The organism is Paraburkholderia sp. EB58 (genome assembly GCF_050436665.1).
Taxonomy (GTDB): domain Bacteria; phylum Pseudomonadota; class Gammaproteobacteria; order Burkholderiales; family Burkholderiaceae; genus Paraburkholderia.
Genome location: NZ_JBNDMQ010000035.1, coordinates 1 through 19,296, shown reverse-complemented (window position 1 = coordinate 19,296; position 19,296 = coordinate 1). Strand labels below are relative to the sequence as shown.

16 protein-coding genes and 1 pseudogene are annotated in these 19,296 nt (G+C 61.6%); 13 read left to right on the top strand and 4 right to left on the bottom strand.

The annotated features are described in order from the left end of the window. The first annotated feature begins 49 nt into the window (after window positions 1–49). From P3T40_RS35230 to P3T40_RS35190, 9 genes are all read left to right on the top strand, one after another. Window positions 50–1,480 carry a UDP-glucose dehydrogenase family protein gene (locus P3T40_RS35230; RefSeq protein WP_429272325.1) on the top strand — a complete coding sequence of 477 codons (1,431 nt, stop codon included), beginning with the start codon at window positions 50–52 and terminating at the stop codon, window positions 1,478–1,480. Window positions 1,481–1,502: 22 nt separating this feature from the next. Next, window positions 1,503–1,964 carry a low molecular weight phosphotyrosine protein phosphatase gene (locus P3T40_RS35225; RefSeq protein WP_429272324.1) on the top strand — a complete coding sequence of 154 codons (462 nt, stop codon included), beginning with the start codon at window positions 1,503–1,505 and terminating at the stop codon, window positions 1,962–1,964. Further along, entirely contained in the window at window positions 1,958–3,130 is a 1,173-nt protein-coding gene (locus P3T40_RS35220; protein ID WP_429272323.1) for a polysaccharide biosynthesis/export family protein, read from the top strand. The genes P3T40_RS35225 and P3T40_RS35220 overlap by 7 nt, the downstream gene beginning before the upstream one ends. Before the next feature lie 105 nt (window positions 3,131–3,235). Beyond that, on the top strand, window positions 3,236–5,434 hold the full coding sequence (locus P3T40_RS35215; RefSeq protein WP_429272392.1) for a polysaccharide biosynthesis tyrosine autokinase: 2,199 nt from the start codon (window positions 3,236–3,238) through the stop codon (window positions 5,432–5,434). A 26-nt stretch (window positions 5,435–5,460) separates the two neighbouring features. Further along, entirely contained in the window at window positions 5,461–6,387 is a 927-nt protein-coding gene (locus P3T40_RS35210; protein WP_429272322.1) for a glycosyltransferase family 2 protein, read from the top strand. 103 nt (window positions 6,388–6,490) lie between these two features. Further along, complete coding sequence (locus tag P3T40_RS35205) at window positions 6,491–7,639, top strand: glycosyltransferase family 4 protein (RefSeq protein WP_429272321.1); 1,149 nt, start codon at window positions 6,491–6,493, stop codon at window positions 7,637–7,639. Window positions 7,640–7,642: 3 nt separating this feature from the next. Beyond that, window positions 7,643–9,103 carry a glucose-6-phosphate isomerase gene (locus tag P3T40_RS35200; RefSeq protein WP_429272320.1) on the top strand — a complete coding sequence of 487 codons (1,461 nt, stop codon included), beginning with the start codon at window positions 7,643–7,645 and terminating at the stop codon, window positions 9,101–9,103. Then, window positions 9,104–10,381, top strand: coding sequence for a glycosyltransferase family 4 protein (locus P3T40_RS35195; protein WP_429272319.1), 1,278 nt, complete (start codon window positions 9,104–9,106; stop codon window positions 10,379–10,381). Window positions 10,382–10,431: 50 nt separating this feature from the next. Beyond that, window positions 10,432–11,598 carry a glycosyltransferase family 4 protein gene (locus P3T40_RS35190; RefSeq protein ID WP_429272318.1) on the top strand — a complete coding sequence of 389 codons (1,167 nt, stop codon included), beginning with the start codon at window positions 10,432–10,434 and terminating at the stop codon, window positions 11,596–11,598. Window positions 11,599–11,676: 78 nt separating this feature from the next. On the opposite strand, the gene P3T40_RS35185 is transcribed toward P3T40_RS35190, so the two are convergent. Continuing rightward, the gene (locus tag P3T40_RS35185) at window positions 11,677–13,059 is read right to left on the bottom strand and encodes a hypothetical protein (RefSeq protein WP_429272317.1); all 1,383 of its coding nucleotides are present in this window, start codon (window positions 13,057–13,059) and stop codon (window positions 11,677–11,679) included. Beyond that, a complete protein-coding gene (locus tag P3T40_RS35180) occupies window positions 13,026–14,693 on the bottom strand; it encodes a S8 family serine peptidase (RefSeq protein WP_429272316.1) in 1,668 nt (555 codons plus the stop codon). Before P3T40_RS35180 ends, P3T40_RS35185 begins: the two co-directional genes overlap by 34 nt. Before the next feature lie 794 nt (window positions 14,694–15,487). Here P3T40_RS35180 and P3T40_RS35175 point away from each other — a divergent pair. Next, a pseudogene (locus P3T40_RS35175) lies at window positions 15,488–15,886 on the top strand (glycosyltransferase); the annotation flags it as partial. Between the two features lie 121 nt (window positions 15,887–16,007). Here the strand turns inward: P3T40_RS35175 and ppk2 are convergent. Beyond that, window positions 16,008–17,039 (bottom strand): polyphosphate kinase 2, encoded by a 1,032-nt coding sequence (ppk2, locus tag P3T40_RS35170; protein WP_429272391.1) that lies wholly within the window; start codon window positions 17,037–17,039, stop codon window positions 16,008–16,010. A gap of 172 nt (window positions 17,040–17,211) precedes the next feature. Then, window positions 17,212–17,433 carry a YdcH family protein gene (locus P3T40_RS35165; protein WP_429272315.1) on the bottom strand — a complete coding sequence of 74 codons (222 nt, stop codon included), beginning with the start codon at window positions 17,431–17,433 and terminating at the stop codon, window positions 17,212–17,214. A gap of 286 nt (window positions 17,434–17,719) precedes the next feature. Between P3T40_RS35165 and P3T40_RS35160 the strand changes: the two genes are divergently transcribed. The 3 genes from P3T40_RS35160 to P3T40_RS35150 are packed head-to-tail and all read left to right on the top strand — an operon-like array spanning window position 17,720 to window position 19,005. After that, a complete protein-coding gene (locus tag P3T40_RS35160) occupies window positions 17,720–18,202 on the top strand; it encodes an Hcp family type VI secretion system effector (protein ID WP_429272314.1) in 483 nt (160 codons plus the stop codon). Between the two features lie 18 nt (window positions 18,203–18,220). Continuing rightward, entirely contained in the window at window positions 18,221–18,703 is a 483-nt protein-coding gene (locus P3T40_RS35155) for a DUF2778 domain-containing protein (RefSeq protein WP_429272313.1), read from the top strand. Then, window positions 18,700–19,005 carry a hypothetical protein gene (locus tag P3T40_RS35150; RefSeq protein WP_429272312.1) on the top strand — a complete coding sequence of 102 codons (306 nt, stop codon included), beginning with the start codon at window positions 18,700–18,702 and terminating at the stop codon, window positions 19,003–19,005. Before P3T40_RS35155 ends, P3T40_RS35150 begins: the two co-directional genes overlap by 4 nt. Window positions 19,006–19,296: the final 291 nt, after the last annotated feature.

Below are 19,296 nucleotides of genomic sequence, written 5' to 3'. Positions count from 1 at the left end.
GATGCAGGCGCCCTGTTTCAGAACCATTCAAATCTCCGAGGTGTAATTCATGAACCTGACGATCATTGGTAGCGGCTATGTGGGCCTCGTGACGGGCGCCTGTCTTGCCGACATCGGCAACGACGTGTTCTGTCTCGATCTCGATCAGCGCAAGATCGACGTGCTCAACAGTGGCGGCGTACCGATCCATGAGCCGGGCCTGCAGGAGATCATTGCGCGCAACCGCAAGGCGGGGCGCCTGAAGTTTTCGACGGACGCGGCCGCCGCGGTGGCGCACGGCGATATCCAGTTCATCGCGGTCGGCACGCCGTCCGACGAAGACGGCTCGGCCGATCTGCAATACGTGCTGGCGGCTGCGCGCAACATTGGCCGCCATATGACCGGCTTCAAGGTGATCGTCGACAAGTCGACCGTGCCGGTCGGCACGGCCGTGCGGGTACGCAATGTGATCGCTGAAGAACTGGCCGCGCGCGGTGTGCAGCATATGTTCTCGGTGGTGTCGAATCCGGAGTTCCTCAAAGAGGGCGCCGCAGTCGAAGACTTCACGCGTCCAGATCGGATCGTGCTCGGCTGCGACGAGGACGTGCCCGGCGAGAAGGCTCGCGAATTGATGAAGCGCGTCTACGCGCCGTTCAACCGCAATCGCGAACGCACGCTGTATATGGACGTGCGCTCGGCCGAGTTCACCAAATACGCCGCCAACGCCATGCTGGCCACGCGCATCTCGTTCATGAACGAACTGGCGAATCTGGCCGACCGCGTCGGCGCGGATATCGAAGCGGTGCGGCGCGGTATCGGTTCGGACCCGCGTATCGGCTACGACTTCCTGTATGCGGGCTGTGGCTACGGCGGCTCGTGCTTCCCGAAAGACGTGCAGGCGCTGATCAATACGGGGGTTGAGCATCATGCGGGCCTGCGCATTCTGGAGGCCGTCGAGGCCGTCAACGAAACGCAGAAGAAGATTCTCGCGCACAAGATCGTCGCGCGCCTCGGTGACGATCTGTCGGGCCGCACGTTCGGCGTGTGGGGTCTGGCGTTCAAGCCCAACACCGACGACATGCGCGAAGCGCCGAGCCGTCCGCTGATTGCGGAACTGCTCAAGCGCGGTGCACGCGTGAAGGCCTACGACCCGGTGGCGGTCGACGAAGCGAAGCGGGTCTTCGCGCTCGATCTGCAACAGGTGCCGCAACAGCAGGCCCGTCTCACGTTCGAGAACGAGGAAATGGACGTCGCGCGTGGCGCTGACGCGCTGGTGATCCTGACGGAATGGAAGGTCTTCAAGAGTCCTGATTTCGGCAGCCTCAAGCAGCACCTGAAAACGCCCCTGATTTTCGACGGCCGCAACCTGTATGAGCCGGAGGCGCTTCAGGAACTCGGCATCGAGTATCACGCGATTGGCCGTCAGCATGCGCAGCGCGAAGCAACGGTCCATGGTGCGGCACACGCTGCGAGCACGGCCGGCGCGGCGGCGACGCAGTGAGTTCAAGCGAAGGAGTCTGCCTATGTTCGCCAACGTACTGATTGTCTGTCACGCCAACGTGTGCCGTTCGCCGGCCGCCGAAATGTTGTTCAAGGCACGTCAGCGCACGGCCGTGGGGGTCGAAGGATGTGCACGGCGCGCGATCAGGTTTCATTCGGCGGGCATTCGCGCCGTCGACGGCTACGGCATGGACCCAGTGATGCGGCGCCTGCTTGCCGAGCGCGGTGTGGCGTCCGGCGTCCACCACGCGCGGCGCCTGAATCGCCAGATCTTGCGTGATGCGGATCTGGTGCTCGTGACCGAACGCCGCCAAGTGAAGGACGTCGAGGCGCTCGATCCGGTTTCGCGCGGCAAGGTCTATCCGCTCGGCCAATGGGAGGACTCCGATGTGGCTGACCCGCATGGCGGCGCGGAAACCGAGTATCGCGAGAGCCTCGTGCTCATCGAACACCTGGTCATGGGATGGCTGAACAAAATATGCTGAAACGAAATCTCACTGTTGCTCTTTTGCTGACGGCTTTTCTGTCGGCCTGCGCCACCGCGCCTGGCAATTATCTCGACACCTCCAGCCTCAAGGAGGATTCGTCGAATAAGCCGGCTGAAACGTATCCGGTCCATCTGATCGACTCCGATCTTGTCATGACCGAGGCGCAGCAAGCCGCGGCGCAACAGACGATACTGCCGCCCGGCAAGTACACCGATCCGTCGCAGTATGTCTACCGCGTGGCGCCGCAGGACATCCTCGGCATCACCGTGTGGGACCACCCAGAACTGACGACGCCGAACGGCAGCACGCTGTCGACCGGCGACAACACCACGCAGACGCTCGCGGGCGCCGTGCAACAGCCCTATACCACGGCGTTGCCGGGCCAGGCCGACCCGTACGGCCAGACGGTCGCCTCCGATGGCACGATCTTCTTCCCCTTCGTCGGACGCATGCAGGCGGCCGGCAAGACGGTAAGCGACATCCGCGGCGAACTGGCGGCGCGTCTCGTGCCGTACATCCGCAATCCGCAGGTGGACGTGCGGGTGCTGTCGTTCCGCAGCCAGAAGGTGCAGGTGACGGGCGAAGTGAAGTCGCCCGGGCCGCTCGCCATCAGCGATGTCCCGCTCACGCTGGTCGACGCGATCACGCGCTCGGGGGGCAGCACCTCGATCGCCGATATCCAGCGCGTGCGCCTGACCCGCAACAAGCAGCTGTATGTGCTCGACGCCGACAGCCTGCTCGACAAGGGCGATACGCGGCAGAACGTGATGCTGCAGGCTGGCGACATTATCAACGTGCCGGACCGCGTGGATAGCCGCGTGTTCGTGATGGGCGAGGTGAAGAACCCGCAGACGGTTTCGATGTTGAGAGGACGCCTGACGATTGCCGATGCGCTTACACAGGCCACCGGGATTCTCGATACCGATGCGAACCCGCGCCAGATCTATGTGTTGCGCGGCATGAAGGACCACCCGACCACGCCGGAAGTCTATCGCCTCGACATGACGCAGCCGAACGCCATCATGCTGTCGTCGCAATTCCAGTTGCAGCCGCTGGATGTGGTGTACGTCGGCACGGCACTTTCGACCACCTTCAACCGCATCATCCAGCAGGTGTTGCCGGCCATCCAGTCGGTGTTCTACATCAAAGAAATGACCAACTAGGCGCCTGACCCGCCAACGGTCCTGGGCTGTGCGAAGCAATGCGCAGTGCAGGACCCGAGGCGACCCAACTGGGATCGAATTGTGAGCACTCAAGTAAATCCTCATATGGCCATGCCGGCCAGGACCGAAGAAGAGGACGTCGTCCTCGGTCAACTGCTGCAGGTGATTCTCGACGACATCTGGTGGCTGATTGCCATTGCGGTGACGATCGTCGCGATGGCCGCACTCTACTGCTTCGTCGCGAAGCCGATTTATTCGGCCGATGCGTACGTACGGGTAGAGGAGTCCGACAACACCTCACAGGCCCTCACGCAGACGCAGACGGGCGCGGTGATTTCCACCCCGCAGACGTCGCTGCCCACCGATGCCGAGATCGAGATCATCAAAAGCCGGGGCGTCGTCGGGCCCGTGGTTCAGCAGTGCAAGCTGAACTTCTCGGTCGAACCGAAGACGATTCCGCTGCTCGGCAGTCTCGCCGCGCGCCTCGCCACGCCCGGCGTGCCGTCCCGTCCGTGGCTGGGTCTCAAGAGCTATGCGTGGGGCGGTGAGCTGGCTGATGTCGACACCGTCGAAGTCGTGCCGGCGCTCGAAGGCAAGAAGATGGTGCTGACCGCGCTGTCCGATACGCAGTACGAACTGCGCGCGCCTGACGGCACGCTGCTCTTGCGCGGCGTGACGGGGCAGACCGAGCAGGGCGGTGGCGTGACGATTCTGGTCAACAAGCTGGTCGCCCGTCCAGGCACGCAGTTCACTGTGATGCGTGCCAACGACCTCGACGCGATTACCGCGTTTCAGTCCGCGATCAAGGTCGAGGAGCAAGGCAAGCAGACCGGCGTGATCGAGATCTCGCTGGAAGACAAGGACCCGGCGCATGCCGCGCTGGTCGCCAACGCACTCGCCGAGTCGTATCTGCGCCAGCACATCGCCGCCAAGCAGACCGACGCGACCAAGATGCTCGATTTCCTCAAGAGCGAGGAGCCGCGTCTGAAAAGTGACCTCGAACGTGCGGAAGCCGCACTCACCGCGTATCAGCGCCAGTCCGGCTCGATCAACGCGAGTGACGAAGCGAAGGTCTATCTGGAGGGCAGCGTCACGTACGAACAGCAGATTTCCGCCCTGCGCCTGCAGATCGCCTCTCTTCAGGAGCGCTACGGCGACGAACATCCGCTGATCAAAGCCTCGCGCGAACAGATGGCCGAACTCGAAGCACAGCGCGACAAATACAGCGACCGCTTCCGCGATCTGCCTGCCACGGAAGTGAAGGCCGTGCAGTTGCAGCGTGATGCCAAGGTGGCCGAAGACATCTACGTGCTGCTGCTCAATCGCGTCCAGGAGCTCTCGGTGCAGCGCGTGGGCACGGGCGGCAACGTGCACATGGTCGACGAGGCATTGCGTCCGGGTACGCCGGTCAAGCCCAAGAAGGTGCTGATCCTCTCGGCTGCGGTGATTCTCGGCCTGATTGTCGGCACCGGCTTCGTGTTCCTGCGCCGTAACATGTTGAAGGGCATCGACGACCCGGAACGCGTGGAGCGCATGTTCCATCTGCCGATCTATGGGCTCGTACCGCTCTCCGCCGAGCAGGCGGTGCTCGAGAACACATTCGAGCGCGGCGGCAACCGCCTGCGTTCGGTGCTGGCCGACGCGAAGCCGAAGGACGTTTGCATCGAAAGCCTGCGCAGTCTGCGCACCTCGATGCAGTTCACGATGATGGACGCGCGCAACCGCATCGTCATGCTGACAGGCCCGATGCCCGGCGTGGGGAAGAGCTTCCTGACCGTCAATCTCGCGGTGCTGCTCGCGCATTCCGGCAAGCGCGTGCTGATGATCGACGGCGATATGCGGCGCGGCGCGCTCGAGCGGTATGTCGGTGGCGCGCAGGACAACGGTCTTTCCGAACTGCTGAGCGGCCAGATCTCGCTGGAAGAGGCGATTCGCTCCACCAGCGTCGACGGCCTGAGCTTCATCTCCTGCGGCCGGCGTCCGCCGAATCCCTCGGAGCTGCTGATGTCGCCGCGCCTGCCGCAATATCTCGAGGGTCTCGCCAAACGTTATGACGTCGTCCTGATCGATACGCCGCCGGTGCTAGCCGTGACCGACGCGTCGATTATCGGCGGCTACGCGGGCTCGACCTTCTTCGTGATCCGGTCGGGCGTGCATAGCGAGGGCGAAATCGCCGATTCATTGAAGCGCCTGAAAGCGGCGGGCGTGCATGTGCAGGGCGGCATCTTCAATGCCATGCCGCAACGCGCCCGCGGCGGCTACGACCGCAGCTATGCCGCGGTGCAGGAGTACCTGAGTGCGTGAGGAATCCCGATAAGGAGCATGACGCGATGAAAGTAACCGTACTGGTCCCCACTTTTCGCCGCCCGAGCGATCTGGCGCGCTGCCTCGCCGCGTTGCAACAGCAGTTGCGCGCTCCGGATGAAGTGGTCGTCGTGGCGCGTCCCGACGACACCGCGACGCACGTCTGCCTGCGCGATCCGGCGGTCGTCGGCGCACTGCCGCTCTCGGTTGCGCTGGTCGAGGTGTCGGGGCAGGTCGCCGCGCTCAACCGCGGCCTCGACGCGGCCAACGGCGACGTGATTGCAATTACCGACGACGATGCCGCGCCGCACCCCGATTGGGTCGAGCGAATCGCTGCCGCGTTTAGGAGCGACGCGCGTCTGGGCGCCCTCGGTGGACGTGACTGGGTGCACGAGAAGGGCCGCGTGCTGGACGGCGAACGGCCATTGGTGGGCAAGGTCCGGCCGTCCGGCAAGATCATCGGCAATCACCACCTGGGCGTAGGCGGTGCACGCGAAGTCGATCTGCTCAAGGGCGCCAACATGAGCTACCGCCGCGAGGCGGTCTGCCATATCCGCTTCGACGCACGGCTGCGCGGAGCGGGTGCCCAGGTCCATAACGACATGGCTTTCAGCATGAGCGTGAAGGACGCCGGCTGGAAGCTCGTCTACGACCCGCGTGTGGCGGTCGATCATTACCCGGCCGAGCGCTTCGACGACGACCGCCGCGATGCGCAGACCATGATGGCGGTGCGCAACGCGGCCTACAACCTGCACCTGATTTTGCGCGACCATCTGCCGCCGCTGCGGCGCGAGGCCGCCTGGTGGTGGTATGCGCTGGTCGGCACGCGCGTCTATCCGGGCTTCGCGCACGTAGTTCTCGCGCTGGCCTCGAAGCAGGGCCGCACGCGGCTCTCGCGCTGGCGCGCGGTGCGCACGGGTGCGCACGAAGCACGTCGCGCGGCGGCCTCGTAATGCGCGCCGGCTCCGTGATGCAAGCACACTGCGCGACGCCGCATCGGGCCCAGCGCGCCGATCTCCTCTCAAACCGCGTCACCCCGCTGACCGGAGTGCCTGAATGAGTACGAAAGTCCACGTTCATCTGTTTTACGGTGCCGATCCACGCTTTTATCGCAAGGGCGATAACATCGGCTGCCTGTACGGCTATCACCATGCGGAGTCCGAAGAATTCGCGCTGACCTATTCGCAGGACGCACGCGAAAATGCCCCCGTACGGCTGGTGCGCCGGGCATTGAAGGCCGTGCTGGGTTTCGATCTGATCCATACGCTGCGCAATCGCGACGAGATCCTGCGCTCGGACGTGATCTGGACGCATACCGAGCACGAGTATCTATCGGTCGCGCTGGTACTGTTGTTGAGCGGCCGCCGCACGGCGCCGCCGCTGCTGCTCGCGCAAAGCGTGTGGCTGCTCGACAAGTGGCCCAGCTATGGGATGCTGCGGCGCTGGCTGTATCGCAAGCTGATTGCGCGCGCCGACGTGCTGACCACGCTGGCAAGCGAGAACGCCGAACTGTGCGAGCGTTACCTCGGGCGCAAGGCGACGCATGTGTTCTACGGCCTGAACACCATCGATTTTCCGGTCAAGGTGCCGCACGAGTGGCAGCCCCATACGCCGGTGCGGATCGCCGCGATCGGCAACGACCGCGATCGCGACTGGGAGACGCTCATCGAGGCGTTCGGCAACGATTCCCGCTACAACGTCAGGCTTGCGACACGGCGCCGGATCCCCGCGAAGCTGCGCGCCCCGAATGTTGAAATTGCGCCCGCTGCGGGGCTGAAGAAAGCCCGCGAACTGTACGACTGGGCCGACATCGTACTGGTGCCGTTGCGGCCGAACTCGCACGCTTCCGGCATTACGGTGATGCTCGAGGCCGCGGCGCTCGGCAAGCCGATGGTGGTCACCAATGTGGGCACGCTCAACGACTATTTCTCGTACCGGGCGGCGGCTTATGTGCCGCCGTTTGACCCCAAGGCAATGCGCGAGGCGGTCGACCGGCTGGCCGCGTCGCCCGCCGAAGGCTTGCGCCAGGCGCAGGCCGCCGCCGAACAACTGCTGTCGCGCGACCTGACCACGCGCCAGTTCGCGCTGCAGCACGTGCGCATCACTGAAGAGTTGCTGCGCCGGCGCGCCGCACCGCATGGCCGTCCGGCGGACGAGCGGCTCGCGCCGGTCAATGTCCAAAGCCAGTCTCGCGGGGGTCTCTAACCGATGTCAACGATCGCGCGTGCCGCCGCGAGCGGCGCCGTCCGCCGCCTCAAGAGCGACCCGATGGAATGGGGGCCGCCCGCCTTGCTGTGGCTTGTCACGGCGCTCCTGATCGGCGCGCACCAGGGCACGGTGCTCACGCTCGCCTTTCCGGTGCTCGCCACGCTGACGGGACTGTGGCTGTACTTCAAAAGGCCCGCACGCTACGTAGGTTTCATGTGGTGGCTGTGGTTCCTGAGCCCTGAGGTGCGGCGCCTCGCCGACTGGTCGAAGGGCGCCTTCACGCCGACCAGTCTGATCCAGGTCGCGCCGCTGGCGGTCACGATGATCAGCGGCCTCTCGCTGATTCGCCACTACCCGGTGCTCGGCCAACGGCGCGGCTTACCGGTGCTGCTGATTCTGGCGGGACTGGCTTACGCGTTTATGGTCGGCGTCGTCTCGAGCGGACCGCTCGCGGCCACCTACGACCTCGCCAACTGGCTCTACCCGATCCTGATCGGCTTTCACATCATGGCGAATACGCGCGACTATCCGACGTATCGCGACACCATCATCAACACCTTCATCTGGGGAATGCTGGTGATGGGCGCCTATGGCCTCGTGCAGTTTGCCATCATGCCGCAGTGGGACGCGCTATGGATGCTCGGCTCGCAGATGAATTCGCAAGGCGATCCGGTGCCAATGGGTGTGCGCGTGTTCAGCACGATGAATTCGTCGGGCCCGTTTGCGTTCGCCATGATGGGTGCGATGGTCTACGTGATGGCGGCGAACCACCGGGTGCGCTGGATCGCCGCCGCGCTGGGTTTCTTTGCGTTTGGCCTGAGCCTCGTGCGTTCGACGTGGGGCGGTTGGGTCGTGGCATTGCTCATTCAACTGGTCAAATCGAATAACCGCGTGCGGCTCCGCATTATCGCCAGCGGGCTCCTGCTGGCCGGCCTGTGCGTGCCGCTGCTGGCGGTGGGTCCGGTGGCCGACCGGATGCAGACGCGTCTGAACAGTATCGTCAATCTCAAGGACGACCAGAGTTACGCCGCACGTAACGAGTTCTACGCGACCTTCGCGAAAACCGCGTTCACCGACGTCTCCGGCGAAGGCATGGGCGCGACCGGCACCTCCACGAAGCTGTCGAACGACGGCGGCCAGCTCGGCCAGTACGGCAACTTCGACAGTGGCGTGATGAATATCCCGTTCGTGCTCGGCTGGCCCGGCACACTGCTGTACCTCTCCGGCATTCTCTGGCTGCTGGTGCGGGCGGTGCTGGCCTCGTTCAAGATGCGCGACGATAAATTCGTCTCTGCTTCGTTAAGTCTTGGCCTCGCGATCTTCGCGATGCTGGTGTTCACCAATTCGCTGGTCGGAACAGGTGGACTACTGCTTTTCATGAGTCTTTTTTCGATCCTCTCCGCGACGCACTGGCAAAAGCAGCAGCGCCGTCGGGAGCTCATTCTGCACGGAGGCATCTGATTGAGAGTCGCCATTGTCACGCATGTGGTGCGCCATAACGACGGCCAGGGACGCGTGAACCACGAGATCGCACGTGCGGCCCTCGACGAGAATATTGCGGTGACGCTCGTCGCCTCGCACGTGGCACCCGACCTGCTTGCGCATCCGAAGGTGCGCTGGGTGCCGATGAAAATCGGCCGCTGGTGGCCGACCAACCTGTTGCGCCAGCAGGTATTCGCGCTGAAAAGCGCGCTCTGGCTGCGCACGCATCGCAGCGAGTACGACGTGCTGCACGTGAACGGCTTCATCACGTGGATGCCGGCCGACGTGAACACCGCGCACTTCGTGCATAGGGGCTGGTTCGGCAGCAAGTACTATCCGTTCGGGCTGACCAAGGGTCTATGGTCGGCCTACCAGTTCGTCTATACCCGCGTGAATGCATCGCTCGAGCGCTGGGCGTATCGCCGCTCACGGGTCATTACCGCGGTCTCGCAGAAGGTGGCCGACGAGATTCGCGCAATCGGTCTCACGCCGAACAATCGTGTCGACGTGATCTATAACGGCGTCGATACGCGAGGCTTCGCTGCCGCGCAGGGCGATCGCGCGAAATTCAATTTGCCTGCCGAGGCGTTCCTGTTGCTGTTTGTGGGCGACCTGCGCACGCCGCGCAAGAATCTCGGCACGGTGCTGGAAGCGTTGCGCCATCTGCCCGACCACGTGCATATCGCGGTGGCAGGGTATCTGCCTGGCAGTCCTTATCCGGAGCAGGCGCGCTCGCTCGGCATCGCCAATCGCGTGCATTTTCTCGGGCTGGTGAAGGAAATGCCGGTGCTGATGCACTCAGTCGATGCCTTTGTGTTTCCGTCGCGCTACGAGGCGATGAGTCTGTCGCTGCTCGAAGCGATGGCGGCAGGTTTGCCGGTGGTGACCGCGCGCACGGCGGGCGGCGCGGAGATCATCACGCCCGAATGCGGGATTGTGCTCGACGATCCGGACGATCCCAAAGCGCTCGCCGGCGCGATTGCCCAACTGGCCGAATCCGACGAAGCGCGCCGCGCCATGGGCATCGCCGCCAACGAACTCGCCACCGGCTTTGGCTGGGCACGCATGGCGGCGCAGTACATCGCGCTGTACCGGCAACTGGCCGGGCAACAGGAAGACCGTCAGCGCGCCAGCGCCGCGGCCGACGCCGAGCCGCTCGCCGCCAACGTGCTGACCGGCCGTAAAGGGACCGAATCCCGGGGAATCAAACTGACCGGTGCCGGATACACGAGCATCGAATACAAGGGGGCCGAATGAACGCACCCACGGCCCCACACGAACTTTCACGCCACACAAGGGACACGGTCATGAACACGGGCTCAATCAAATCGTTGCAAATCGGCATGCACTGGTTCCCGGAGCGTGCAGGCGGCCTCGACCGCATGTACTACTCGCTGGTTGGCGCATTGCCGGGCGCCGGGGTGGCGGTGCGCGGCGTGGTGGCGGGCTCGCCGCGCGTGGCGGAGGATACGGGCGGCGCGATCCAGGGCTTCGGCTCGGCGGCGCAATCGTTGCCGCTGCGCTTGATGGCGGCCCGCCGTGCGCTGCGCCGCGAGGTCACGCGGCAGCGGCCCGATGTGATTTCCTCGCATTTTGCGCTCTACACGTTTCCGGGTCTTGATGTCACGCGCGGCATCCCGCAAGTCTCGCATTTCCAGGGGCCGTGGGCGGACGAAAGCCACGTGGAAGGCGCTGATTCGTTCGGCCAGCGCGCGAAGCGTTATCTGGAACAGTCGGTGTATGCGCGCTCATCACGGCTGATCGTGCTGTCCGACGCGTTCGGCAAGATCCTCACGTCGCGCTACGGCATCTCACCGGAGCGGGTCCGTGTGGTACCGGGCTGCGTGAATGTCGATCAGTTCAACTTGCCGATCACGCCGGCCGAAGCGCGTCTCAAGCTGCAATTGCCGCAAGGCCGCCCGATCGTACTGGCGGTGCGGCGTCTGGTGCGACGCATGGGGCTGGAGGATCTGATCGATGCGGTGAAGGTGCTCAAGCAGCGCGTGCCTGACGTGCTGTTGCTGATCGCGGGCAAGGGGCGGCTGCAGGAGGAACTGCAGACGCGTATCAACGAGGCCGGACTCGACGACAACGTGAAGCTGCTCGGCTTCGTGCCCGATCAGCACCTGGCGGCACTGTACCGTGCGGCGACGATCAGTGTCGTGCCGACGGTGGCGCTCGAAGGGTTTGGTCTGATTACGGTGGAATCGCTGGCCTCGGGTACGCCGGTGCTGGTGACGCCGGTGGGCGGCTTGCCGGAGGCGGTGGCAGGGCTATCGCCCGATCTGGTGTTGCCCGCGACCGGTGCAGCAGCGATCGCGGATGGCTTGCGTGCAGCGCTCGACGGTTCATTGAAGTTGCCCGATGCCGAAGCATGCCGGGCTTACGCGCGGGCCAACTTCGATAACTCGGTGATCGCGAAGCGGGTGGCGGCCGTGTATAGCGAAGCGATCGCGTCGGGCGAGGTTCACTGAGCTGGCCGTCGCGGAGGCTCGCAGTCTGGGGCAGGGCGGCCAAGGCAGATTGTGCCGCGAGCGTCCGGTTGGGACAACCTACCGCCACGGCACGCAATGCGGATCCACTGGCGCGTCAAGCCATTCCCGCAACGCCTCCCGCACTTCTTCGATAACTGGCCCCCACTGACCTAACTCGCGTTGGCGGAAAAGGCGCATCGATGGATACCACGGGCTATCGGCGCGATCTTTTAGCCATCGCCACTCGGTATAAGCCGGCAGAAGGACCCACACGGGGAGACTAGCTGCTCCTGCCAGATGTGCGACGGACGTGTCAACAGTGATGAGCAGGTCGAGCGTTTCAAGGATGGCGAGCGTATCGGCGAAGTCTTCGATAGTTGGTCCGAGCGTGTGCAAATCAAATTCCTCCGCGATGGCTTCGCTGTCGCGCTCACGGTCTCCCTTTTGCAGCGAAAACCAGGTCGTGTTCGGCATGGCAAACAGGGGCATGAGCGCGTCGAGCTGGATTGACCTGAATCGGTCGAGCGCATGATTTGGCCCGCCGGCCCACACGACGGCGATACGGCGGCTCTTTTTATGAGTCGCTTCTGGCGAAATAAAATCGATGCGGACTTGCCATAAGTCGAGCCTCTCGGGCTCTGACGCGAGGTACGGCATAGCAATGGGCAGCATTGGCAGGTCGAGTTTCATATGCTCTGGCATCCGTAGCATGTGGCTCCAGTAGTCATAGGGCCCGGCGGGCAGCTCTGTAAATACCGACCGTACGCCGGTCATGCTGGTCGCAATTCTCGCAATGGGCTGGCTGACCAGTACATCGACGATTGCGCCCCGTTGGTTCAACCATTCAGCGAACCGGATGAACTGGATTTCGTCGCCGCGTCCCTGTTCGCCCACAAGCAGGAACTTCCGTCCGGTAACGCGCTCGCCATTCCACAAAGGGAAGTTCGGAAAGACCAATGAGTTTAGCTGTACCGGCAGCGTGTAGAACTGATTGTGGCGCGTCCAGCCATTCTTGAACTCCCCATTGCTTAGTTCAAGACACCCAAGCTGATACTGCATCACCGGGTCGTTCGGCAGAAGTCGGGCCGTTTCCCTGCTGTGAATCATCGCTTCAACGTTGCTGCCACGTACGCTCAGGGCATGTGCCGCGTAGAGGTGGAGCATGGCCCGTTGCGGATCGATGGCGAGTCCCTGCCGGGCAACACCTAGCATCACGCTAAAGTGGTCGATTCTATACAGCGCGAGACACAGTGCCTCCAATGCCTCGGCGTCGGCAGCGTGCTGCGTTCTGATCTGTCTAACCACTTCGTCAAGCTGTGCGGTGTGCTTGGTCTTAGCCAGTGCAGCAACGAGGTCAAGCCCAACTTGCAGGTTAGATGGGGCAAGCGCCCAGGCGTTAGCGTGAGCTATCTGGGTGCTGCCGTCTTTTATGTCGGGATCACTGACGTGGGGGGTAGACATTTCTGAGATACCTTACTTAGCTCGCGCGAGAAGTTACACCCCTGCGCGCCGCAATGGCAACAGAGGGGCGCAATTTCAGCCTTGATTGTCAGGTTTTGGATTACTTGTAGGACGCCGTGAGGGCTGTGCGTAATTCGCGATTGAGGGTTAACAATCACGTAGTAAGGCCCTGACGCTGGATTGTCGATTGAGCACGTCGCAGCATTGCCATTCGCCATACCTTTTTGACAATCGGCATGCATATCGGTCGGTGATCCGGCCTTGATATATAACCATGCGCCTTCCGAGGAGGTCGACGGCGTTAGACTAGCGGTCAAGTTAGTTGCTCCGGCGGGAACATCCAGTTCGTAGTATTGCTCAACGTAGACATCCCCTGACACCACTGCATTGTAATTGTTCGAGATAGAGGTAACGGACGGCGGCGCGACCATAATCGGACGCGAAAGGGTACTCGTCGCACCGTTGGCATCGGTGACTGTCAGACTGACTTGGCGAACGCCCGGGTATTCATAGCTGGCGTACGGATTGACCGTTTGACTCACGGGGACAGGGGCGTATCCGGTGTCGAGGTTCCATACCCATGTCTTGATAGGTACGCCGCTCCTTGCCGTAGACAGGTCCGTACAGGTTACTGTCATGCTATTTGTCCATTCGCTACACGTAAAATCCGCAGCCACGGGAATTTTCCCGGATTTCGCAGCGGCAACCGTCGCGGTTGCATCGACGATTCCCGCACCGATAGGCTGGTCAGGTGTTTTCGGAAAGGGCTGGGCGTTCTGCTGAAGCAGAGTCCGCATTTCAGCAACGCTCAGTGGCGTCGGCGCGACGGACTGCGCGAGCGCGATTACGCCGGTAACCATCGGCGTGGCCATTGACGTTCCGGTCATATACGCGTAACTCTCGTTACCCAGTGCGGACGTTCCATCGTTGTAGGTGGATAATATATCGGTGCCGGGCGCGGCAATATCCACCATAGGCCCATAGTTAGACGAAGGATTTCGCGAGCCGTCGCGCTGGCTATTACCCACGTTGATAACACCATGGCAGTTGGCTGGCTGATGATTTGATGCATCGCCACTATCGTTGCCGGCGGCCACAATAACAATCGCGCCCAATCTATTCACATAGTCAATTGCGTCCTGATACGTCTGCGAACACTGTCCAGCACCGCTAAGGCTAGCGTTAGTAAGCTTTACAGGGCGAGGATTGTCCGCCATTCCTGCAACCGTTCCACCCGCGGCCCATACCATTGCTTCCACAATACTGGAAACTGAGCCGGCGCCACAGGCACTCAACGCGCGAACCGAAAGCACTTTGGCGGACGGCGCAACGCCAGCGATTCCGATGCCGTTATTGGTCAGCGCGGCCATGATGCCCGCAACGTGAGTGCCGTGAAACGATATCGCGCAGTTTCCTTCGACTGTGCGGCCAGGGTTCGTGCCATCCCCAGGCCCAGGAAGAAATGTAAAGTCAAAACCACCCGGCAGAACATTCGCGTTCAGGTCGCTATGGCTCGTTACACCGTTGTCAACAAGTCCGATTGATATGCCCGCCCCTGTAGCAATGTTCCATGCATTCTCCGCGCGGATGCCCACAGCAGTCTGTCCTGGGTCTTGAGTTGAAAAAAGCCCCATTGATCGCTGTAGTCGGGGTCGTTAGGTACTGAATCGATGGACATCGGTGTGTCAGGTTCAACGTACTCCACGTTCGGGTCCGATGCTATCGCACGCATGAATGCCTTCGCATCTCTCGCGTTTAGCGCGCGTTCGGTCGTGACCACATCAGCGCCGAGCACCAGCCGTCGTGAATGGTGCGCCCTCGCAGGGAGCGCGCTGGCCAGCCTATCGAGTTTTGCCTGTACGGCGATCGTTGATCCACGTTCCGCAGTTCCAGTTTTATACTTGATGATAAACCGGCTGGTCTGCGTGTCGGGGGCAATACTGCTCGTATGCATCTTCAACGAGGTTGCGAGCGAAACGCTAGTAGAACTTGCGGCACTTGCCGCTGTCGCCACCTCCGCCATGCTTTGTGCGGTTGGTATAGCTCCAGAGGTCGTGCCGCCGGTGCTGCCGCCACCGCATGCGGCAAGCGCGACCGAAAGCGTGATACCAATAGCGCTGGCAACGATTCGACGTGGGATAGCTTCGACCAGACTGGGCCTGTTCTGGTGATCGCGTGTTGAAAACCACCCCGGCCGGTTTTCGCGTTCTCATCGTTCATCTTTACATCTCCCTTGTTCTCTCGCGATAAGTCTTTCTAACGAGTGGCAACATGCACAACACATGTAACACTCGTAACGAAAGCTTAATCATTTAGAAAAGGGGGAACCAGCAGACAGCGCCGGTTTATGTGAGAGGTGATATACCGGTAGCGTAAGGGAAGTCGACGCATTACCCGTGATTTGCTGCAAGAGGTGACGAGAATTTCGGAACTGCCCGGCTGCCGGCCAATCGTGCTGGCGGCCCGGCGTCTGGTACCACGGAAGGGGCGGAGAATCTGATCCATGAGGTGAAGCTGCTAAGGCAGCGCCTGCCTGACGTGCTGTTGCTGATTCCGGGCGATGGACCGCTGCAAGAGGAACTGCCGACGCGCATCAACGAGGCCGAACTCGATGGCAATGTGAAGTTGCTTAGCTTTTTGCCCGATCAGCATCTGGCGGCGCTATACCGTGCGGCGACAATCCGTGTCGTGACGACGGTGGCGCTGGGGGGCGATTACGGTCGAATCGTTGGCCTTGACGCTATTGGGCGGCTCGCCGGAAGCGGTGGCAGGGCTCTTGTCTGATCTGATATTGCCCGCGACGGGCTCCGCGGCGATCGCGTCGGGCGAGGTTCACTGTGGCTCGCTGATCTTCGCTCAGACGAAGCGAGAGCTGGCGAGGGCGAATAATTGAGCCTGCGAGCGTGCGGGCCGTTGACGTCAAACGCCTGCCCGCGCCCATCGCTGCCCTACATGGCGCGTCCGACCAGCAGCGGATCGATCGCACCGATCATCGCCAGATCGCGGTTCGCATAGGGCAGCTTGTGGAGCACATATCGCATCGCGTTAAGGCGCGCGCGCTTCTTGCAATCGGAGCGGATCACGGTCCACGGCGCCTCTGCGGTATCGGTATGCGCGAACATGGCCTCCTTGGCTTGGGTGTACTCGTCCCATTTGTCGAGCGAGGCCAGATCCACCGGGCTCAGCTTCCATTGTTTGAGCGGGTGCACTTCACGCTCCTTGAAGCGGCGGCGCTGCTCCTCACGACTCACTGAGAACCAGAACTTGATGATGTGGGTACCGCTACGGGCGAGATGCCGCTCGAATTCTGGCACCTGCTCGATGAAGTCGTCATATTCGTACGGCGTGCAGAATTCCATCACGCGTTCCACACCGGCGCGGTTGTACCAGGAGCGGTCGAACAGGACGATTTCACCGGCCGTGGGCAGATGCTGCACATAGCGCTGAAAATACCATTGACCGCGCTCTGAATCACTGGGTTTCTCGAGCGCGACCACGCGCGCCCCGCGCGGATTCAGATGCTCCATGAAACGTTTGATTGTGCCGCCTTTGCCGGCGGCATCGCGTCCTTCGAACAGGATCACGACGCGTTGGCCTGTCTCGCGTACCCAGGCCTGCAGTTTGAGCAATTCAACCTGCAAACGGTACTTTTGCTTCTCATAGGCGCGCCGTGACATGAGATTGCGGTACGGATAGCCGCCTTCGCGCAGGGCTGGCGACAACTCGTCGTCGGGGTGGCGCGCGTGAGCGGCATGCCAGACCGCGGGGTTGCCTTCGAGCAACGCACTGCGCAGGGCGGCGGCTTCATCGGGTGAGAGGCCATCCATCAACGTGCGGAGCGTGTCGATCAGCGTAGCGGCGTCTTGTCCGGCGTTCGCAGACAGCGCGTGCTGAATGCCGTTTGCGATCAGTTCGTTGGCTGCCTGCACTGAGCGGACGGTGTCGTTGCGTTCGGCTGCGAGCGACGTATGGCCGGCCATCACGTCACCCTGCGAGGTACGCCTGACAGACGGTTGATTCTCCGGCGAGCGGTGAGGGAGTTTTTCCTGCTGGGATGTCAATGCGTTGATCTCCGTGTTGAACATGAGTCCGACGGGTGCGCAAGCGCTCGCGCGTGCCCTGCGCTGTGTGGAGCAGGGCGGCGTGTTCTGGTTAGACCTCTGCGTCGGCCTTCTTCAGCACCGCGTAAAGCCGGTCTTTCAACAGGAGCTTTTCTCGTTTGAGGGTGTCGATCGTGACGCTATCTGCAGGGGTGACGCCTGTCTCCATGTTGTGGATCTGATGATCCAGTTCGTTGTGGCGCTGGAACAGCCGGGAGAAGTGAGCGTCTTCGGTCTTGAGGCGGGAGATCAGATCGCGGTACTCGGGAAACATGTGGCGCTCCTTGTAAGGTGAAGAAGGCTTGCGTCTTCTGGAGCGACTATTTTTGCACTGCCAGGCAACGGGCTCATTGACGTGGGTCAGCAGAGGCAAATTCACACGGTTACGGGAGCGAGATTCGGCTTGCCGGCCTTGCTGTTCGGCATACGCCGATTTGCCTGACAGACTAAGGTGCTTTGACAAATTTCAACGTCCGGAAGTCGGGACGCTGCTAGGTTCGAATGCGCGCTGCGTTTCTACGCGGCGCGAATTTATTTTCTAACCTGGAGACTTCCGACTTATGGCTATTCCTTTGCACCTGTGGCTTACCGACCAGGACGGATCGGATATCAGAGGATCAAGCGCCGTATCGGGACGCGATGGCAGCATCGAGGTTCTGAGTTTTTCTCACGGGATTCATATCCCCGCCGACGCCAGTACAGGCAAGCTAATAGGAGTCAGGTCGCATGATGCGATGGTCGTGGAAAAGGAAATTGATCGGTCAACGCCGCTGTTGTACCGGGCAGCGGCTAAAGGCGCAACGTTGCGTTCGGCGACCTTGAAATGGTATCGAATCGACGAAAGCGGACTGGAGCGGGAATACTTCCGTATCACGATGGCAGACGTCAAGGTGACGTGCATCATGCCGCGCGTAGCCAACATCAAGGACTCGGCCACGGCTACACAAAATCACGTCGAAACGGTCGGCCTGCGATACGGAAAAATCACCTGGTCGTACCTGGACGGAAACCTGGTTTTCTCGGACGAGTGGAATCAATACTAAAACGAGGGGACCGGGCAAATGCCAATCAGATGCACATTCGAATTGAACAACCGGAAAACCTCCTACCTGTACTGTGCCGGCATCGGGCAGATAGAAGCGTTTTCCGGCCATGGCCAAGGGCGCGACAATCCGAACAACACCGACGAGGAAGACGTGGGTGCCATTCCCAAAGGGACGTATTATCTGATTGATCGTGAATCCGGGGGGCATCTCGGCATGCTCTACGACCTCTGGGATGAATATGGTTTCGGTACGACCGACAGAACGAAATGGTTTGCGCTATGGAACCCTCTAACCGGCGATACGACTATCATCAATGGCCACAAGCGCGGGAATTTCAGGTTGCATCCGATGGGTCGAATGCGTTTGAGCGAGGGCTGCATTACCGTAGTGAGTCCGGCACGTTTTGACCAGCTCGCGAGATATCTTCGTTCCCGGAAACCTGACATGCCGGTGCCCGGCAGCTCGGCGATGGCATATGGAATTGTCGAAGTGCGATGAAACGATTCTGCGCAAAAGGATTGATTGCGTTTGCCAACGTGACGATTACGCTCATTGGAGGCTGGTTTCTTAGTCATGTGATCGAGTTCTGGCCGTACAACATGCCTGACTTTCTGGACGTGGCTATCCGAGCCGTTTTGAAGGTCACGGGACATGAGGAGCTGGCGAACACGGATGACATCGAAACGCTCGCCATATTGCTTTTTCTCATAGTGTCCATTCTGTTCGTGGGCGCTGTCGTCCTGCTTTGCAATATCGTTGTGCGGAGATATCTGGCAGCGCACAATCGACTTCGTTCGTAGCCTGCACCAGCGCATCGGGTTCCCAGGAAAACCCATCCACGACGCACACAGTGCGGAGTGGGATGGATGAGCGCCTTGTCACGAGCGAGGGTGACGCGAGGGAACAATCTTGTCTTCGGACCACTCCGGGTACACACAGAGATGGACACCTACAGGCTTGCGGTGTGAAGCCCGCTTTCTTCCCTTACTTTCTTTGCGGCCCTCCATGTCAGGCTAGTTGTCGCGTCACCCGAACCGATTAGTGTAAAGATGGAGGGCGGGCAGCGAATGGAAGATGAGACGCTATTCAGC